At 68.1% G+C, this 14,418-nt stretch carries 17 protein-coding genes and 1 tRNA gene; 10 read left to right on the top strand and 8 right to left on the bottom strand.

Annotated elements, in window-relative coordinates; all coding sequences use genetic code 11:
* Positions 1-27 precede the first annotated feature (27 nt).
* The 3 genes from JOD49_RS08460 (at position 28) to JOD49_RS08450 (ending at position 2,582) form a co-directional block, all read left to right on the top strand.
* Positions 28-702 (top strand): response regulator transcription factor, encoded by a 675-nt coding sequence (locus tag JOD49_RS08460; protein WP_205306777.1) that lies wholly within the window; start codon positions 28-30, stop codon positions 700-702.
* Entirely contained in the window at positions 699-1,874 is a 1,176-nt protein-coding gene (locus JOD49_RS08455) for a sensor histidine kinase (RefSeq protein WP_205306776.1), read from the top strand. Before JOD49_RS08460 ends, JOD49_RS08455 begins: the two co-directional genes overlap by 4 nt.
* A gap of 81 nt (positions 1,875-1,955) precedes the next feature.
* Positions 1,956-2,582 carry a hypothetical protein gene (locus JOD49_RS08450; protein WP_205306775.1) on the top strand — a complete coding sequence of 209 codons (627 nt, stop codon included), beginning with the start codon at positions 1,956-1,958 and terminating at the stop codon, positions 2,580-2,582.
* On the opposite strand, the gene JOD49_RS08445 is transcribed toward JOD49_RS08450, so the two are convergent.
* Positions 2,566-3,132 carry a pyridoxamine 5'-phosphate oxidase family protein gene (locus tag JOD49_RS08445; protein ID WP_205306774.1) on the bottom strand — a complete coding sequence of 189 codons (567 nt, stop codon included), beginning with the start codon at positions 3,130-3,132 and terminating at the stop codon, positions 2,566-2,568. The genes JOD49_RS08450 and JOD49_RS08445 overlap by 17 nt on opposite strands.
* Before the next feature lie 102 nt (positions 3,133-3,234).
* Positions 3,235-4,218, bottom strand: coding sequence for a DUF2804 domain-containing protein (locus tag JOD49_RS08440; RefSeq protein WP_205306773.1), 984 nt, complete (start codon positions 4,216-4,218; stop codon positions 3,235-3,237).
* 154 nt (positions 4,219-4,372) lie between these two features.
* Here JOD49_RS08440 and JOD49_RS08435 point away from each other — a divergent pair, with 154 nt between their 5' ends.
* Positions 4,373-4,615: a hypothetical protein gene (locus tag JOD49_RS08435; RefSeq protein WP_205306772.1), complete on the top strand. Its 243-nt coding sequence runs from the start codon at positions 4,373-4,375 to the stop codon at positions 4,613-4,615.
* 133 nt (positions 4,616-4,748) lie between these two features.
* On the opposite strand, the gene JOD49_RS08430 is transcribed toward JOD49_RS08435, so the two are convergent.
* Positions 4,749-5,510 carry a class I SAM-dependent methyltransferase gene (locus tag JOD49_RS08430; RefSeq protein ID WP_205306771.1) on the bottom strand — a complete coding sequence of 254 codons (762 nt, stop codon included), beginning with the start codon at positions 5,508-5,510 and terminating at the stop codon, positions 4,749-4,751.
* A 50-nt stretch (positions 5,511-5,560) separates the two neighbouring features.
* A complete protein-coding gene (locus tag JOD49_RS08425) occupies positions 5,561-5,755 on the bottom strand; it encodes a hypothetical protein (protein WP_205306770.1) in 195 nt (64 codons plus the stop codon).
* Between the two features lie 612 nt (positions 5,756-6,367).
* Here JOD49_RS08425 and JOD49_RS08420 point away from each other — a divergent pair.
* Entirely contained in the window at positions 6,368-7,045 is a 678-nt protein-coding gene (locus tag JOD49_RS08420) for a PAS and ANTAR domain-containing protein (protein WP_205306769.1), read from the top strand.
* Between the two features lie 39 nt (positions 7,046-7,084).
* On the opposite strand, the gene JOD49_RS20055 is transcribed toward JOD49_RS08420, so the two are convergent.
* A complete protein-coding gene (locus tag JOD49_RS20055) occupies positions 7,085-7,288 on the bottom strand; it encodes a hypothetical protein (protein ID WP_239525172.1) in 204 nt (67 codons plus the stop codon).
* Between the two features lie 475 nt (positions 7,289-7,763).
* Here JOD49_RS20055 and JOD49_RS20890 point away from each other — a divergent pair, with 475 nt between their 5' ends.
* Positions 7,764-8,072, top strand: a complete 309-nt coding sequence (locus JOD49_RS20890; protein ID WP_372441357.1) for a tyrosine-type recombinase/integrase — start codon at positions 7,764-7,766, stop codon at positions 8,070-8,072.
* A 34-nt stretch (positions 8,073-8,106) separates the two neighbouring features.
* Here the strand turns inward: JOD49_RS20890 and JOD49_RS08405 are convergent, their stop codons facing one another.
* Positions 8,107-8,268: a hypothetical protein gene (locus tag JOD49_RS08405; RefSeq protein ID WP_205306767.1), complete on the bottom strand. Its 162-nt coding sequence runs from the start codon at positions 8,266-8,268 to the stop codon at positions 8,107-8,109.
* A 167-nt stretch (positions 8,269-8,435) separates the two neighbouring features.
* Here JOD49_RS08405 and JOD49_RS08400 point away from each other — a divergent pair, with 167 nt between their 5' ends.
* A complete protein-coding gene (locus JOD49_RS08400) occupies positions 8,436-8,846 on the top strand; it encodes a hypothetical protein (protein WP_205306766.1) in 411 nt (136 codons plus the stop codon).
* Positions 8,847-9,123: 277 nt separating this feature from the next.
* Positions 9,124-10,614, top strand: coding sequence for a hypothetical protein (locus tag JOD49_RS08395; protein ID WP_205306765.1), 1,491 nt, complete (start codon positions 9,124-9,126; stop codon positions 10,612-10,614).
* A gap of 452 nt (positions 10,615-11,066) precedes the next feature.
* Here the strand turns inward: JOD49_RS08395 and JOD49_RS08390 are convergent, their stop codons facing one another.
* Both JOD49_RS08390 and JOD49_RS08385 read right to left on the bottom strand, forming a co-directional pair.
* On the bottom strand, positions 11,067-12,242 hold the full coding sequence (locus JOD49_RS08390; RefSeq protein WP_205306764.1) for a PIN-like domain-containing protein: 1,176 nt from the start codon (positions 12,240-12,242) through the stop codon (positions 11,067-11,069).
* A 153-nt stretch (positions 12,243-12,395) separates the two neighbouring features.
* Positions 12,396-12,467: transfer RNA gene (locus JOD49_RS08385), tRNA-Lys, on the bottom strand.
* Positions 12,468-12,960: 493 nt separating this feature from the next.
* On the opposite strand from JOD49_RS08385, the gene JOD49_RS08380 reads away from it, so the two are divergent.
* Together JOD49_RS08380 and JOD49_RS08375 are read left to right on the top strand one after the other, a co-directional pair.
* Entirely contained in the window at positions 12,961-13,245 is a 285-nt protein-coding gene (locus tag JOD49_RS08380) for a Fe-S cluster assembly protein HesB (protein WP_205306763.1), read from the top strand.
* Positions 13,246-13,509: 264 nt separating this feature from the next.
* Complete coding sequence (locus JOD49_RS08375; RefSeq protein WP_205306762.1) at positions 13,510-14,388, top strand: hypothetical protein; 879 nt, start codon at positions 13,510-13,512, stop codon at positions 14,386-14,388.
* The last annotated feature ends 30 nt before the right edge of the window (positions 14,389-14,418 follow it).

The following is a 14,418-nucleotide window of genomic DNA, read 5'->3' as shown; positions in this document are numbered from 1 at the left end:
GGCGGCGACGAGCGAGGTGGAGGACCGATGCGGGTGCTGGTCGTCGAGGACGAGCCGTTCCTGGCCGAGGCCGTGCAGACCGGGCTGCGGCGTGAGGCCATCGCGGCCGACGTCGCGCTCGACGGAGAGCAGGCGCTCGAGAACCTGAGCCACACCGCGTACGACGTCGTGGTGCTCGACCGCGACCTGCCCGGGGTCCACGGCGACGAGGTGTGCCGGTCGATCGTCGCCCGGGGCAGCGCGAGCCGCGTCCTCATGCTCACCGCGGCGGGCACGCTCGACGACAAGACCCGTGGCTTCGGGATCGGCGCCGACGATTACCTGACCAAGCCGTTCCTGCTGCCCGAGCTGATCCTGCGCGTGCGGGCGCTCGGGCGCCGTCCCGCCCCGCTCCCACCCGTGCTGGAGGCCGCCGGGGTACGACTCGACCCGTTCCGCCGGGAGGTCTTCCGGGACGGGGAGCACGTCCGGCTGAGCCGCAAGCAGTTCGCCGTCCTGGAGGTCCTGCTCACGGCCGACGGCGGGGTGGTCAGCGCCGAGGAGCTGCTCGAACGGGCGTGGGACGAGAACGCCGACCCGTTCACCAACGCCGTGCGCGTCACGGTCTCGACACTGCGCAAGCGCCTGGGCGACCCCTGGGTCGTGCACACCGTGCCAGGCGTGGGCTACCGCGTCGGGGCGCCGAGCGTCGAGACTCCGTGAGGATCCTGCGCCAGACGGCCCGGCTCCGCCTGACCCTGAGCTACGTGGCGTTCCTGCTCGCCGCCGGGCTCGCGATGTCGGTCATCGTGTACGCGGTCATGCGCTTCGTCCCCAACTACCCGCTCACGGCCGCGAACCCCTCCGACGCCCATCTCTACATCGCGTCGCGGGGCACGATCCTCGACTCGCTGATCCAGGCCTGCACCGTGGCGATGGGCGTGCTCGCCGTCGTCGGGACGGCGGGCGGATGGCTCGTCGCCGGGCGTGTGCTGCGCCCCCTCGCGGACCTCAACACCGCCGCGCAGGTCGCGGCGTCGGGGGACCTGTCCCACCGCATCTCGGCCCGCGACACGCGGCGAGGACGGGACGAGTTCACCGACCTGGCCGACACGTTCGACACCATGCTCGAACGGCTCGAACGGTCGTTCGCGACCCAGCAGCGCTTCGCCGCCAACGCCTCGCACGAGCTGCGGACCCCGCTCGCGGTGACCCAGACCATGCTCGACGTCGCTCGGGCCGATCCCGACGCCGTCGACCTCTCCCGTCTGCTCGAACGCCTCGACGTGACCAACCGTCGGGCCAGCGACCTCGTCGCGGCCCTCCTGCAGCTCGCGGCCCTCGACCGTGCGCCGATCGCCCGGACGCCGGTCGATCTCGACGTCGTCGTCGAGGACGCGGTCGACGACGTCGCGCGCGAGGCCACCGACCGCGGGGTCAGGATCGCGGTCGAGAGCACGCCCGCGATCGTGCCGGGCGACGAGGTCCTTCTCGCCCGGGTGGTCGACAACCTGCTGCGCAACGCGATCCGGCACAACCTGCCGCACGGCGGCTGGGTCACGATCCGCCTCGAGGACACCGCGCCCGTCGTCCTGACCGTCGAGAACAGCGGGCGCCCCCTCACCGAGGACGGCCTGCGCATCGCGCTCGAACCGTTCGCCCGGCAGGTCGACCAGCCCGCGCACGCGCGGACCGCCCAGCACGACACGCGACCCGACCGCAGCAGCAACGGCCTGGGGCTCGCGATCGTGGCCAAGATCGTCGAGGCGCACCGTGGCAGGCTGCGGGTCACGGCCCGGCCCGGTGGGGGCGCGGTCGTGCGCGTCGAGCTCTCGCGCGGCGCCGCTCGTGCCGGGACGCGTCGGCCCACGGGTGACGACGTCGGGCCCGCCTGACCGCACGACGCACGGCGGATCGGGTGGGACGTTCGCAGGAGCGGCGCTGCGCCGTCGGGCGAGCGTTCGTACGCTGGAGGCATGCTGCTCACCCGGCAGACGCTCAGCGGTCTCGAGGACGGTACGGTCTCGCTCGCGTACCGCCGCTGGCTCGCGCCGCGCGTGCGCGCGGGAGGGCGGATGAGGACACGCATCGGGGTCGTGGAGGTCACGTCGATCGACCGGGTCCCGGAGGGGGCGGGGGTCCCTGTCCTGCCCGACGACGACGCGCGCGCCGCCGGGTTCCGCTCGGCCGACGCGGCGCTCGCCTGGGTCGCCGCCAAGGGCGAGGGGGACCTCTACCGGATCGGGCTGCGGCGCGTGGGGGAGGACCCGCGCGTCGCGCTGCGGCAGGAGGCCGACCTGTCCGCCGAGGAGGTCGAGGCGCTCCGCGCACGGCTCGCCCGCATGGACCATGCAGCGCCCGAACCGTGGACCCGGGACTACCTCGACCTGATCGTGGCCCGGCCCGAGGTCGTGGCGCGCGACCTCGCGACCTCGATCGGGGTCGAGCGCGACTACTTCAAGATCCGGGTCAGGCGCCTCAAGGAGCTCGGGCTGACCGAGAGCCTGCCCGTCGGCTACCGGATCTCGCCGCGCGGGCGGGCCTACCTCGACGCGACGTCCGGCCCGGACCAGGAACCGACGTCCGTCAGGTCACCGGAGTGATGTCCACCCCGGGCAGCCCGTCGATGCTCGTCGCGTTCTTCTTCTGCCAGTAGGCGTCGAAGTACTCCGGCTCTCGCCGGTCGTGCGCGCGGTCCAGGACGTCACGGTCCGCCACGAAGTCCATGAGCGGCACCGAGAACCCGCACGAGTCGGAGACCCGGTCCACCTCGACCACCACGATGCCGCGCTGCCCCGACTCGCGCTCCTTGGCGAACAGCGGGCGCAGCGCGTCGAACTCGGGGGTGCGGGCGAGGACGTAGCGGCCCCGGCCGTGGAAGCGCACGATGTTCGGCGGCCCCTCGAACGCGCAGAACATGACCACGATGCGCCCGTTCTCCTGCAGGTGCGCCGCGACCTCAGCGCCCGAGCCCGTGTAGTCGAGGTATGCGACCCGGTGCGGGTCGAGCACCACGAACGTGCCCCCCATGCCCTTGGGGGAGACGTTGACGTGCCCGTCCCCCGCGAGGGGGGCCGTGCCCACGAAGAAGACGGGCTGGGACAGCACGAAGCGGGAGAGCCGGGGAGTGATCTCGTCGTGGACGGTCGCCATGGGCGGCAGTCTGGCACCGGGAGCGCACGGCGCCGAGGCGCGGTCCGTATGTGAGACGAGCGGCGACGTCGGCCTGCCCCGTCTCCCCGGGCGGGGCCCGACCTACCAGCGCTGGCGGGCCTCCTCGGCCCAGCCGACGAGGCCGCCCAGGTCCACCCAGGTGCCCTCGTCCGTGCGTGCCCGGCCCGACCACGTGCCGAAGCACTGGTGCGTCTCGCTGCCGACCACGAGCAGCTCGGTGCGTGCGACCCGCTCGTGGAAGGGCGTGAAGACCGCCTCGACGCCGTCCCCGGAGATGTGCCACGGGGCGAGCTGGTCGGTGGAGTCGTACGCCCACTCGAGCTCCGCGCCGATCTTGTGGATCCGCCCGTCCACCAGGAGCGCGTTCTCGGTCGAGCCCGTGCCGTCCGTCCACCTGCCGCCGAGCTGGACGCCACGGCCGTGCCCGCTGCCCGCGGCCCAGTTCCAGGTCATCGCGTAGGGCCAGCGGCCGCGACCGTGGTCGAGCACCGCGAACGAGTCGTCGGCACCGACGTCGTGCCGGTTGCCGCGCACCGTGAGGGATCCGTGGACCGGGCGGGCCACGTCCTTGACCGTGTACTGGAACAGCCGGTCGCTCCACGGCACGACGACGCCCAGCGACTCGTGCCCCGGCGGGAGCGGGACGGTCAGGTCCAGGCTCACGTCGTGCGAGGCTGCCCGGATGCGGGTGGCCTCGGGGGCCTGGTCGATCACGATCGCGAGCCTCTTCGCGCGCGCCTCGACGCGGCCTGCCCCGCTGCGCTCGGGCAGGACCACGCCCCGGGCGAGCGGCACGACGACGTCGGTCACCGTCTCCTCGCCCGTCGCGCGATCCAGGACGTACAGGCCGTGGACGCCCGCGTAGTCGATCGAGGACGCGACGATCCCGACCACGTGGGTCGGGGTGACCACGCCCCAGTACTCCCACCGCTTGGTCCGCCCCCAGCCGCGCAGGTTCGCGCGGTGGAGCGGGGAGCGCGTCCACCCGACCGCGCCGGGGTTCAGGCGTCCGTCCGGCAGGCAGAGGTCGACCGAGGTCGTGATCTCGCGCTCGTGCGTCGTCATGCCAGGAGGTTACCGGGTGGTAGGCCGTGGGCCTCCGGGGGCCGCGCAGAGGACATCTCGATGTCCTGCGTTCGCAACACGGACGAAACGCCGGTGCCGCAGGATCGAGAGCCACAGCCCCGGCAGCGGGGCGGTGCCGACCGGAGGAGAGCCCATGAGCACGCAACGCCCCTACTTCCTCGCCCCGAGCACCCCGCACCGGCGCACCCGGTCGACCCGGGCGACCGGCGCACCTGGCACCTCGGGTGCCCTGCCCCGCGTCGTCGAGGCCGGTGACCGTGCGGGCAAGCCTGTGCGCCGCGCCAACCCCGGGGACGAGAGGACCATCGACCCGGCGGACCGCAAGCGCCGAGCGCGCGCCGCCCTCGGGGACCTGACGCGGGCGCTCCGCGACTGAGGCTCCTCGACCCAGGGCCGGCGCAGGCGCCGACCCTGCCGGCAGCGGCGCCGGGGTGTCAACGGAGACACCGCAGCATCCTCCGAGCGGCGGGGACCGCCGTCGGGCCGGTGGGCGCACGGCCCCGCGAGACTCAGCGCGGCTTGCGTGCCTCGATCAGGAAACGCGTCGTCGTCGCGACGAACGGCCCCTCGGTCTCGAGCCGCTCGTGCAGCGCGGCGAGCTGCGGGCGGTACGCCTCGACCGTGAAACCGGGGACCATCCACACGACCTTGCGCAGGAACCAGACCACGGCGCCGACGTCGAAGAACGCGGTGCGCAGCTCCTCGAACCGCAGGTCCACGACCTCGAGCCCCGCTGCGGTCGCCGCCGCGCGGTCGTGGTCGGGGTGGCGCCCGTTGCGGACCTCCTCGGGCTGCGGGCCCAGGAAGTGCTCCACGAGCTCGAACACGCTCCAGGGCCCCACGTGCTGCGCGAAGTACGTGCCGCCCGGGACGAGGACGCGTGCGATCTCCGACCACCACGGCGTCACGGGGTGCCTGCTGACCACGAGGTCGAACGCCTCGTCGGCGAAGGGGAGGGGCGGCTCGTCCGTGTCGGCGACGACCGCGACACCGAGCGGGTGCAGCAGTCTCGTGGCCTTCGCGACGTTCGGGGGCCAGCCCTCGGTCGCGACGGTCAGCCGGGGGAGCCGTGGGACCGAGGCGAGGACCTCGCCGCCGCCCGTCTGGAGGTCGAGGGCAGCGCTCGCCGTGGACATGCGTTCGCCCATCGAACGGGCGTAGCCCCACGAGGGACGTTGCTCGATCGCGCGCCCGTCGAGCCAGGAGAAGTCCCAGCCGTCTACGGAGGCGGCTTCTGCCTCGGAGATCAGGTCGTCGAAGGAACGCGTCATGCCGTCGATCCTGACAGGTCGGGGTGGCGTGCGTTCAGCTGATTCCGAGGTCAGCGGACGATGAGCGCGATGGTGGTGATCACCGCTCCCCAGAAGGCGACGCCTGCGCCGAGGGCGATACCCATGCCGTGACCGCCCGTGCTCGAACGCCCGCGCTGCTCACCGGCACGCACGGCCCACGCGGCGCGTGCGGCGAGGAGGACGCCGAGCACCACGAGAACCAGCCCTACCGAAACCCATACCATTGTCCCACTCTGCACGTAGGAGGCCGCTGCCCGCAATTCGAAGAACCTCCTGGTAGATGGTGTTTTATGCCACACAGGGGGCGGGCCGTCCTAAGAACCCTAGGTAACGAGCCTGGGAATCCGGACGGTGCTCACTGAGTGGGACGACACCAGGTCTATGCATGGGACGGGCGAGTCAGTCGTCATTCGCGCACGGGGTCCCGTCAGCCCGCTCGCCGTCGTCCGAGATCGCGCTGGCGTAGGTGCCGCGCACGGCGAGGGTGTCCCCGTCGCGGCGGGTGGGGAGCGGGTGAGATCGGAAGGAGTGCGTCCGATCGCCCGCCATCCGAACGCAGTTCGTCAACCCCCCGAGGGAGGATGTAATGTCTTCCTCGGTGGCGCGAAGTACCCCCTGCATCGCGCCACCACCTAACGTTCACGAAGCCCCCGATCGGCCCCGGCCGACGGGGGCTTCGTCGTTCCCCGACCGGTGCGCCGCGCGAGGTCCCCGCAGCCCGCCCGCCCGACGCCGCGTCGTCGAGCCGTCCTCGCTGGTGGGGCGCCGGATCCGGGCTAGTATCACCGAGGAGTCTGGAAGTAGGCCCGCTCCTTTCCCATGCCCTGGGGGCCTACTTGACCACTTCGTACAACCCGTCTCGCCGATTCGACCCCGAGCTCGCCGAGGCCCTGCTGCGCGGCAGGCCGCAGATCGTCGGTCAGTTCATCCTCGACCTGTCCGACCAGAGCTGGTGGTGGTCGGACGAGCTGTACGCCATGCACGGCTTCCGCCCCGGCGAGGTCATGCCCACGACCGCGCTCATGCTCGCGCACAAGCACCCCGAGGACCGCGAACGCGTCGAGGACGTCCTGCTCTCCGCCGTCACCACGGGCGAACCCTTCAGCTCCGTCCACCGGGTCGTCGACGCACAAGGACGGACGCGGACGCTCGGCGTCGTCGGACGCGGCCGCGTCGACCGCCGCACGGGCGAGGCGACCCACGTCTCGGGCTACTTCATCGACCTCACCGCGACACAACGCGAGCTCGCCCAGCGCGAGGCCACGGCCGCGATCCGGGCGTCGTCCGCGAGCCGCTCCACGATCGAGCAGGCCAAGGGCGCCGTCATGGCGATCTACGCCCTGCCCGCCGACGAAGCCTTCGACCTCATGTGCCACCACTCGAGCGTCAACAACGAACCGCTGCGCGACCTGTCCCGGCGGCTCGTCGCAGAGCTCACCACCGGCGGGGTCGCAGGTGCGCTGCGGCGCGCCGACCTCGACCGCTTCTTCGAGGGGAAGCGGCCGGTGCGGTAGGTCGTTGCCGGGGCGGCTCGTGCCGTCGCCGGTGACGACTCAGGCGCGCTCCCGGGCGATGTCGACCCAGAGCGCGAGGTCCGAGGCGTAGGTGATCGCTGTTGCCGCGACCTCGATCCAGCCGGGGCCCATGGTGCGCCCGGCTCCCATCTCGGCGGTCGACGCTCCCAGGCGTCCGAGGAGCTCGCCGTGACGGTCGACCGGAACGCGCACGAGCAGGCTCCCGTCCTTCCGGGCGCTCACGACGGCCGCTCGTCGAGCATGAACGATCGCCCTCCGAACATCGAGACCTCACGCAGCGACGGCTCGTCGGCGAGCACGTCGCGAAGCCGCTCGACGAGGGTGGTCCGCGCGGTCATCGGACGAGCTGCTCCTGCGGCGGCAAGGACACCGCCCGGGACACCACGCGTGCGTTCACCCTCGACGAACGCGACCAGGTCATGGCGTTCATGGACACCGACCCTCGCGCACAAGCTCACGACCTTGGCGACCTGATCGCGTTCCTTGCTGGCACCGGGGCTCGACTGGGGGAGGCGTGCGCCCTGCGCTGGTCACGTCTCAACCTGGAGGGTGCGAACCCGACTGCAAGCATTGACGCGACACTTGTGCGCCTCCCTGGAGTGGGGCTGGTGGTGCAGGAGGAGACGAAGACGCACCGGCACACGTCCGATTCCAGCAGGCGTGTCCTCCTGCTCCCCCGTGGCTTGCGGACCGTCTCCTGATCCGACGCGACATCCTCGCAGGCTCGGGCAGGCTGGACGAGACGGACGTCGTGTTCCCCTCACCGATGGGCAAGCTCCGAGACCCGTCGAACACCACGAAGACTCTGCGCGCGTTGCTTGACCAGGCCGGGTTTGGTTGGGCCACGTCCCACACGTTCCGCAAGACTGCCGCCACCCTCATGGACCAGGCCCACATGTCGGCACGGGAGATCGCTGGGCAGCTCGGGCACGCGAATCCGAGCCTCACCACCGACGTCTACATGGACCGGCGCCCAGCTACTACACGCGCCGCCCAGGTGCTCTAGGAGGTCTTCGGGTGGCGCGACCTTTGAACGACCTTTAGTCGTAGAGGAAGCACCGCGCTGTGGCGACGCCATCGGAATCGGTGCCGGAGAGCACCCAGATGGAGCCGTCGTCCTCGCGGTACACGACACGATCGATGTCAGGCTCCGCATCGATGGTCCGAACCGTGTGCTCACCGTTCTTCAGCCTTATCTTCATGCGCATACGGTCCCAGAAGATGCGAGCACTGTCACTGTCTGACGCCCAACTCCTTCCTGTTGGGTACGTGGTGCCATCTGCCCACGCCAAATCGAAAGGACGGAGCGTGGCATGCCAGCGAAGAAGATCCTGACCTGCTAGTTGAACGCCTCTACGAGGATGCTGGCATGACAGCCACCCAGATCGTCGCTTTCCTCAAGGACCACATGGGCATTGAGGTGACCACAGAAGCGCTGATCATGTGGCGCAAGCGCCGAGGCCTCGACCGCAACCCAGTCAGCCCCAAGCGCATCCCCTGGAAGCTGCGACCCGAGCACGTCAACACCGTAGAAGCGCAAGCCATCCGGGCCTACTACGGCAGGGAAGATGGTCTTGCTGTCGACAAGGAGCGCACCCGCATCCTCGCTAGCATGGAGCGCCGCCTGTACCCGCGCGGACTCGTCATCCACTACGACCCTGATACAGAGAGAGGGTGGTGGGCTGTCCCGGCCAGGCCTGGTGTCGACCTCGGACTAGTACGCGAGCCCGATGGTTTGCCACGCCCACCAAGGCACGACTCCAGGGCCATGCATGGTTGACCGGTGTGGGGCCCGCCCAGTTGCCTGTCTGAGGCTGAGGGCCCGCGCGAGAGGGTCTTTGTCCGATGCGCGCAGGCGTGAGGGCGCGGTGCGCGCCGGTGCGATGCCGCCTCGACGAGGCACAGGCAAGTACGGGGTAGAGGGTCTCCCGACGAACCATGCACTGCCGTGATGGAGACTCCACCGTGCCGACGGAGTCAACGTGGCGCCCCTACGCTCGGCCGAGCCGGGCTGTATCGAGACGCATCTTGAGACAAGAGCCTGCTAACCTGCGCCGATGGGCGAAACCATGCGGTCCTTCAATCACGGCGATAATGCGAGCCCCTTCTCCCTGCACCCAACGCGCAAACTCCGGGTTGTCGTCGATAAGAGCGCTCCTGCCACGGAAGACCCAGAATCGATGGCCCTCCTGCTCAAGTTGCTCGAACACAAGTCCATTGATGTGTTGTTCTATGGAGGATTCGATGTCCCGAGGAGTGTCCCGCGCAGCACGCAATTTGGAGAAGACGGTGCCCCAGTCGGGTGGATTGAAGTAGAGGGCGGTGCGGGAATTGATCAGACGTACGTCGCAAAGTGGTCTGAATCGCCAACCACCTTCTCCCATTCGCTGCTATCTTCGGCATTCCTAAATCGATCAAACCTGCAAGCCGTGGCGACAGCTCAGCCTGGATGGACCGGCGGCGCAACCGAGGATGAACTCTTCTCAGGCTCGCTAATGCGGAATGCCGCACAAGCGGCAGATGCTGATATCGTGATCACGCCGAGCAAATCGCTGTCGGAAGTTTCGGGCCCGCTTGTGGAGGGGGTTGCCACGATAGATCCGGGCCTTGCCATCGCTTTCGTTGGATTGTATCTTCGTTCCATCGACCGATGTGTCGTGATTTACGAAAAGCCCTCAGAAATGGCAGCGGAACTAAGCCGGGGCCTGTTCTACCGGGCTGCAAGTCGAATAGTCTGCCCATCAGTAGGCAGCCTCTATGTCGATATACTACATCTTGAGCACGCGGAAACGCCGACCGATGGGCGCAGAACGGAATATGTCTACCGCAATATGCTGGCGTTGGCGGGTGCGGTCTCTTCTCGCGTTGCGCGGTGTTTGATGGCGAGGGATGGGATCCTGATTGGATCCCTCTTACCCGAAAGTAATATGGGCCTAGGGTCGCGCGACCAAGTAGCGGCCGAGTTTGACTCGACGGTGGTCCTCGTTGCCGCCGCGTTCGATGCGCTGGCGGGCCTGTGTGATGCAATTCTCGACTTAGGATCCAAGGAGCGCGATACCAAATGGCAAAATGATCAGTGGCGTCAAAAAGCCTGTCGTGTCGACCAAAATCTTGACCGCGTCTTTGCGCGGGAATCAAACGTTGAACTGATACGACTTCTGGGTTTGTTACGCAATGAGATCCACGGCGAGGGTATCGAGGCAACTGAGTTTCTTTCGGACAAGGATGATCGTCGTCTCATGATTGGGCTAAGTAGTCGACGAACCGAGAAGTTCTTCCGACACCTTTCGGCAGGCGATCTCGGGGGGGCGGTCGAGACTGTAGATGTCGGACCCTACGGGCTGCTTATTAATCCACTGGACGTCTGCAGTGTCCTGATTCCAAAGATGCTTGACCTGCTCAATCAAATTGCGAACGCAATGACAAGTGCGCTACGAGCGGGCAATGGGATGCCTTTGGAAAATCGGAGCGAAAGGCAAGTTCTGGGACACTTGGACCTTGACGCCGTCAGGAATTCTGTTCGTATGCAACTATGGTTGGGAGAATAGTCGCAACCACATGGTTTCATCCAGCAGAGAGCCCGGCATGTCGGCTCGTACGGGTTGCATCCGCGAGGATGATCCAAGAGGGGCCATGACGAATGCCGGGATATTTCATCGAGGCCTTTGGCGGCTACAGATGCCTGACGGTTGTTTGTGGCGAAGACAGAACGCCTCCCTGCGTTTCGCGAAGTCTCCTGGCCTGGAGTACCCGCGCGGCGGCTATCGAAACGGACGTGAATCTCTGACTGTTCGTGCGACTGCAAGGGTCTCAACTGAGGTTCTCTTGAGAATAGGTTTGGGGGCCCGTCCCGAGGTCGGAAGTATCACCAACGTCCATTCTCACAGAGGGGAGTGACGCCCTTCATCGGCCACGGTATGCCCGGCGTCGTGGTGTACTTCAAACCCGCGAGCGATGCAATCTCGTTTGGATCGATGACGCCCCCAAGCGCTGGCTCGTCCTAGCGATTTCCATCCCCTGGTTCGTCCTGGTCCTCGCCCTCTTCTTTGGGGTTTGCCTCAATCACTTTGCCGTACAAATTGAAGCCCGAGAAGAGATTTTGGTAGAGGTCAGGACTGAATTCAATCGCAGGGAATTTCAATGCATCGAGGTCGTAGGCTATCGTTGGGAATTTCATGGCGTCGAAGTTGTGGACCGTTCGAGCGGTTAGTGCGCTCCGAATGTGGTCCCAATCAGTTTGAGTCTGGCCCCAGATTCGGGCCCGAAGCGCCTCTTCGAGTGCGGACTCTGACCGCCTTTCGCGGGATATCGCACTCTCCTCCGTTAGGTTCGCGGTCGACACCTCCGCGTTCAGCGAGTCCCGAGCCCACCGCATGAGGCTCTCAGTGCTGACCTGGTAGTAGTTTTGCCCAGTTTTCCGTGCGAACTCTGCGAGGAGGGCTGGTAGTGGCCTAGTTGGGACGCCATCGCCCCCCTTTTCCCACCAGTCTTCCTTTCCGTCGTCCGTGACGAAGACAACGTTCGACTTGCTGGTTCGGGCGTACTGGAGCATTTCGCACCAGACGAGAAAGTCGCCTGCGGCATCGGTCGGCCCGCTGGTTGCGATCTTTGATATATCGCTGAATCCTGGCGGGATTCGTTCGGGGGCGCGAATCGTGACGAACTTTCTAACTCGTTTGCGCGTGAGCTTTGCCGAGGGGGCGGTTCCGACCCTGCCGTCAAGGAGCGTCTCGATTCTGTCCAACAATTTGTCGTCGGCTGGCTTTAGGTGGTGGCCATCATCCGCTTCAAGTTTCCGAAGTTCGCCTTCGAGTTTAGCTACGGCTTCGTCAACGGCCTTCTGGACGCGCGCTTGAGACTCGCTGAACTTTGACTTGCCGAACGTCTTCGCGGCCTTCTTGACCGGTGTGAGAGTGTCTCGGACACTCTTATAAGCGTCGCTGAGGTCGCGAATCACCCTAGCGCGGTTGCGGTGGAACTCCAGGCCGACCTGGTAAGGGACCCACAGGCGATCGCTGATCTGTTTTAAGACGCCCAACCGGGCCTCGCGGAGCTCAGGGCTGACTCCGTAGAGACCGGTGAGGACGTTGGTGTCGAGAACGATAGTGGCCGTTCCGAGAGCTTCGTAGATCTCGTCCTGAGTCCTGACACGGTACTGATCGAGGGCTGTGCGCACACGCACACAGTAGGAGACGTGGGTTCCAGATCGCGGGGGCCATGCCGCAGGTTCCGGGACGGTTCATCCGACCTATGAGGGGGGTAACCGGGGGATGCATGCCTAGTGCACTGCACCGATGTCTCGTAACGCCCGTGTTTGCAACGGTTTCGGTGGGCCCCGTGGGACTCGAACCCACAACCTACGGATTAAAAGTCCGCAGCTCTGCCATTGAGCTAGAGGCCCGGGCACCGTGCGCACGCCTCGTCCGAGGCGCCACCGAGGCCCGCGCAGAGTCTACGCGCCGAGCCCCTGCCGGTGGCGACGTGCCCACGGGTGGGGAGCGGCGCCGTCGGGCCGGATGGCGCCCGGACGTCGCGGCCGGCTGGGCGGCGTCGTCGACGGCCCTGGTCCGGTGAGCGAAGCGCGGTCACGGAGCCATGCTCCCACCGACCTCAGCCGGCGCTGAGTGCGGAGTAGTTGTCGTGCAACGCGTCGCTTCACGACAACTACTCCGCACTCAGCGGGCGGCCCCGCGTCGCCCCGCGGGCGCGGACCCTAACGCGATCCGCGGGTGCTTGTCGCGCTCGATCCCACTTCCTGAGAGACACGCCGTGAATCGGCTCCTGACCTTGCATCCGGGCCCGATCCTTGTTTGGTTGGAGGCAACCGAAAGGCGCACGCCGAGGGTTCGTCGCAAGACTGCCCGTGCGTCCCCAGGCAACCGAGAGGAGCTTCCATGCTCACCCTGACCGACAACGCCCGCGATGCAGTCCAGGACCTCACCACGCGGGCCGGAGTGCCCGAGGGCGGTGGACTCCGGATCGCCGAGTCGGCGCCGCAGTCCGGCGACTTCGAGTTGGCCCTCGTCCCGAGCCCGCAGCCCGACGACACGGTCGTCGAGAACGGCGACGCACGAGTGTTCGTCGAGCCGACCACGTCGATCGCGCTCGCGAACCTCACCCTGGACACCGACCCTCGTGCGACCGAGGGACCCGGGTTCGTCCTGACGCCGCAGGGCTGAGGGCCCGGCACCCACCTGCGGGGCCTGACAGCCCGCACCAGATCTCGACCGGCTGCGCGGCCCGCCCGTCCCGGGACCCGACCACCCTCCTCCTCGGAAGGTTCCCGGCCCGGCCAGGGCTACGCACCCGATCACCTCGACGGGCCGTCCGCACACAGCGGGCGGCCCGTCGTCGTGCGCCCGCACGGTGCGCTCCCGGCGCCCGGCGAGAAGAAGTCCTCCCGCGGCTGTTGCACCTGGTCGCTCGGAGACCATGTGTTCGGTATGAGACCTTCTCCTCGCATCGCTCGACCCGGTGTCCTGGTCACCGGGCTGCTCGTGACCGCCGCCCTCGCGGGTTGCTCCGCCGCCGGGGCGGACGACGGACCAGCACCGGGAGGTGACGTCGCGCGCTACGGCTACGACGAGTCGACGGCGACGCACACCCCCGTCTACGAGCTGGTGCCCCAGTTCAACGACCCCCGCGACGGGTACGCCCGCGACCTCCTCGCCCAGCAGTGCCTGCAGGGCGTCATCGAGTACCTCCCGGTCGTGCCGGGATCCGGCTCGCCCCTGTACGACGCGCGGACCGGGGAGCTGGCCTTCGACGAGCAGATCGCGCAGCAGTGGGGGTACGTGAGCCTGCGGCTGCCACCGGCGAACCCCGTGGTCCCCGGAGGCGTGGAGATCACACCCGAGATGCAGGACGCGATGATCGCGTGCGGGAAGAAGACCGACGAGCGCCTCGGCGACGTCCCCGCGCGCTTCCTGAACGGCGTCCTGAGCGCGGGCTGGGACGCGGTCGACGGGGACGCGGGCGTCCGGGAGGCGATCCAGGCGTGGCGCGCGTGCATGGGGCCTGCAGGGGTCGCCGACCTGCCGGAGAGCCCGGTCGCGATGCCGTCGGAGTCGGTGACGGGTCCGATCGGTGACGCCGACGGGGTGCTCACGGACACGACGGTCCCGCTCACCGACCGAGAGCGGGACGTGGCCGTGATCGATGCACGCTGCCGGGCGCAGGGGTACGACAAGGCGGTGTTCCACGCCCGGGTCGAGGGCGAGCTCGCCGCGATCGGACGAGACGTCGAGGGCTTCGAGGCGACCCGGGACGACTACGTCGAGTACGAGAAGCGCATCGACGCCGTCATCAACGAGCTGGGCTGAGCGGGCGATGGGACGCAGGGGCCCCTCGGG

The organism is Oerskovia jenensis, assembly GCF_016907235.1.
In the GTDB taxonomy this organism is placed as follows: domain Bacteria; phylum Actinomycetota; class Actinomycetes; order Actinomycetales; family Cellulomonadaceae; genus Oerskovia; species Oerskovia jenensis.
The sequence above is the reverse complement of the archived record's forward strand: the minus strand, read 5'-3'. Positions and strand labels throughout refer to the sequence as shown.

Excerpts from the sequence above, each read along its gene's own strand:
- JOD49_RS08400 (WP_205306766.1), top strand. The coding sequence starts at position 8,436 with ATGACAGCCACCCAGATCGTCGCTTTCCTCAAGGACCACATGGGCATT.
- JOD49_RS08460 (WP_205306777.1), top strand. The coding sequence starts at position 28 with ATGCGGGTGCTGGTCGTCGAGGACGAGCCGTTCCTGGCCGAGGCCGTG.
- JOD49_RS08440 (WP_205306773.1), bottom strand. The coding sequence starts at position 4,218 with ATGACGACGCACGAGCGCGAGATCACGACCTCGGTCGACCTCTGCCTG.
- JOD49_RS08405 (WP_205306767.1), bottom strand. The coding sequence starts at position 8,268 with ATGAAGATAAGGCTGAAGAACGGTGAGCACACGGTTCGGACCATCGAT.
- JOD49_RS08375 (WP_205306762.1), top strand. The coding sequence starts at position 13,510 with ATGAGACCTTCTCCTCGCATCGCTCGACCCGGTGTCCTGGTCACCGGG.
- JOD49_RS08395 (WP_205306765.1), top strand. The coding sequence starts at position 9,124 with ATGGGCGAAACCATGCGGTCCTTCAATCACGGCGATAATGCGAGCCCC.
- JOD49_RS08430 (WP_205306771.1), bottom strand. The coding sequence starts at position 5,510 with ATGACGCGTTCCTTCGACGACCTGATCTCCGAGGCAGAAGCCGCCTCC.
- JOD49_RS08380 (WP_205306763.1), top strand. The coding sequence starts at position 12,961 with ATGCTCACCCTGACCGACAACGCCCGCGATGCAGTCCAGGACCTCACC.
- JOD49_RS08450 (WP_205306775.1), top strand. The coding sequence starts at position 1,956 with ATGCTGCTCACCCGGCAGACGCTCAGCGGTCTCGAGGACGGTACGGTC.
- JOD49_RS08445 (WP_205306774.1), bottom strand. The coding sequence starts at position 3,132 with ATGGCGACCGTCCACGACGAGATCACTCCCCGGCTCTCCCGCTTCGTG.
- JOD49_RS08425 (WP_205306770.1), bottom strand. The coding sequence starts at position 5,755 with ATGGTATGGGTTTCGGTAGGGCTGGTTCTCGTGGTGCTCGGCGTCCTC.
- JOD49_RS08435 (WP_205306772.1), top strand. The coding sequence starts at position 4,373 with ATGAGCACGCAACGCCCCTACTTCCTCGCCCCGAGCACCCCGCACCGG.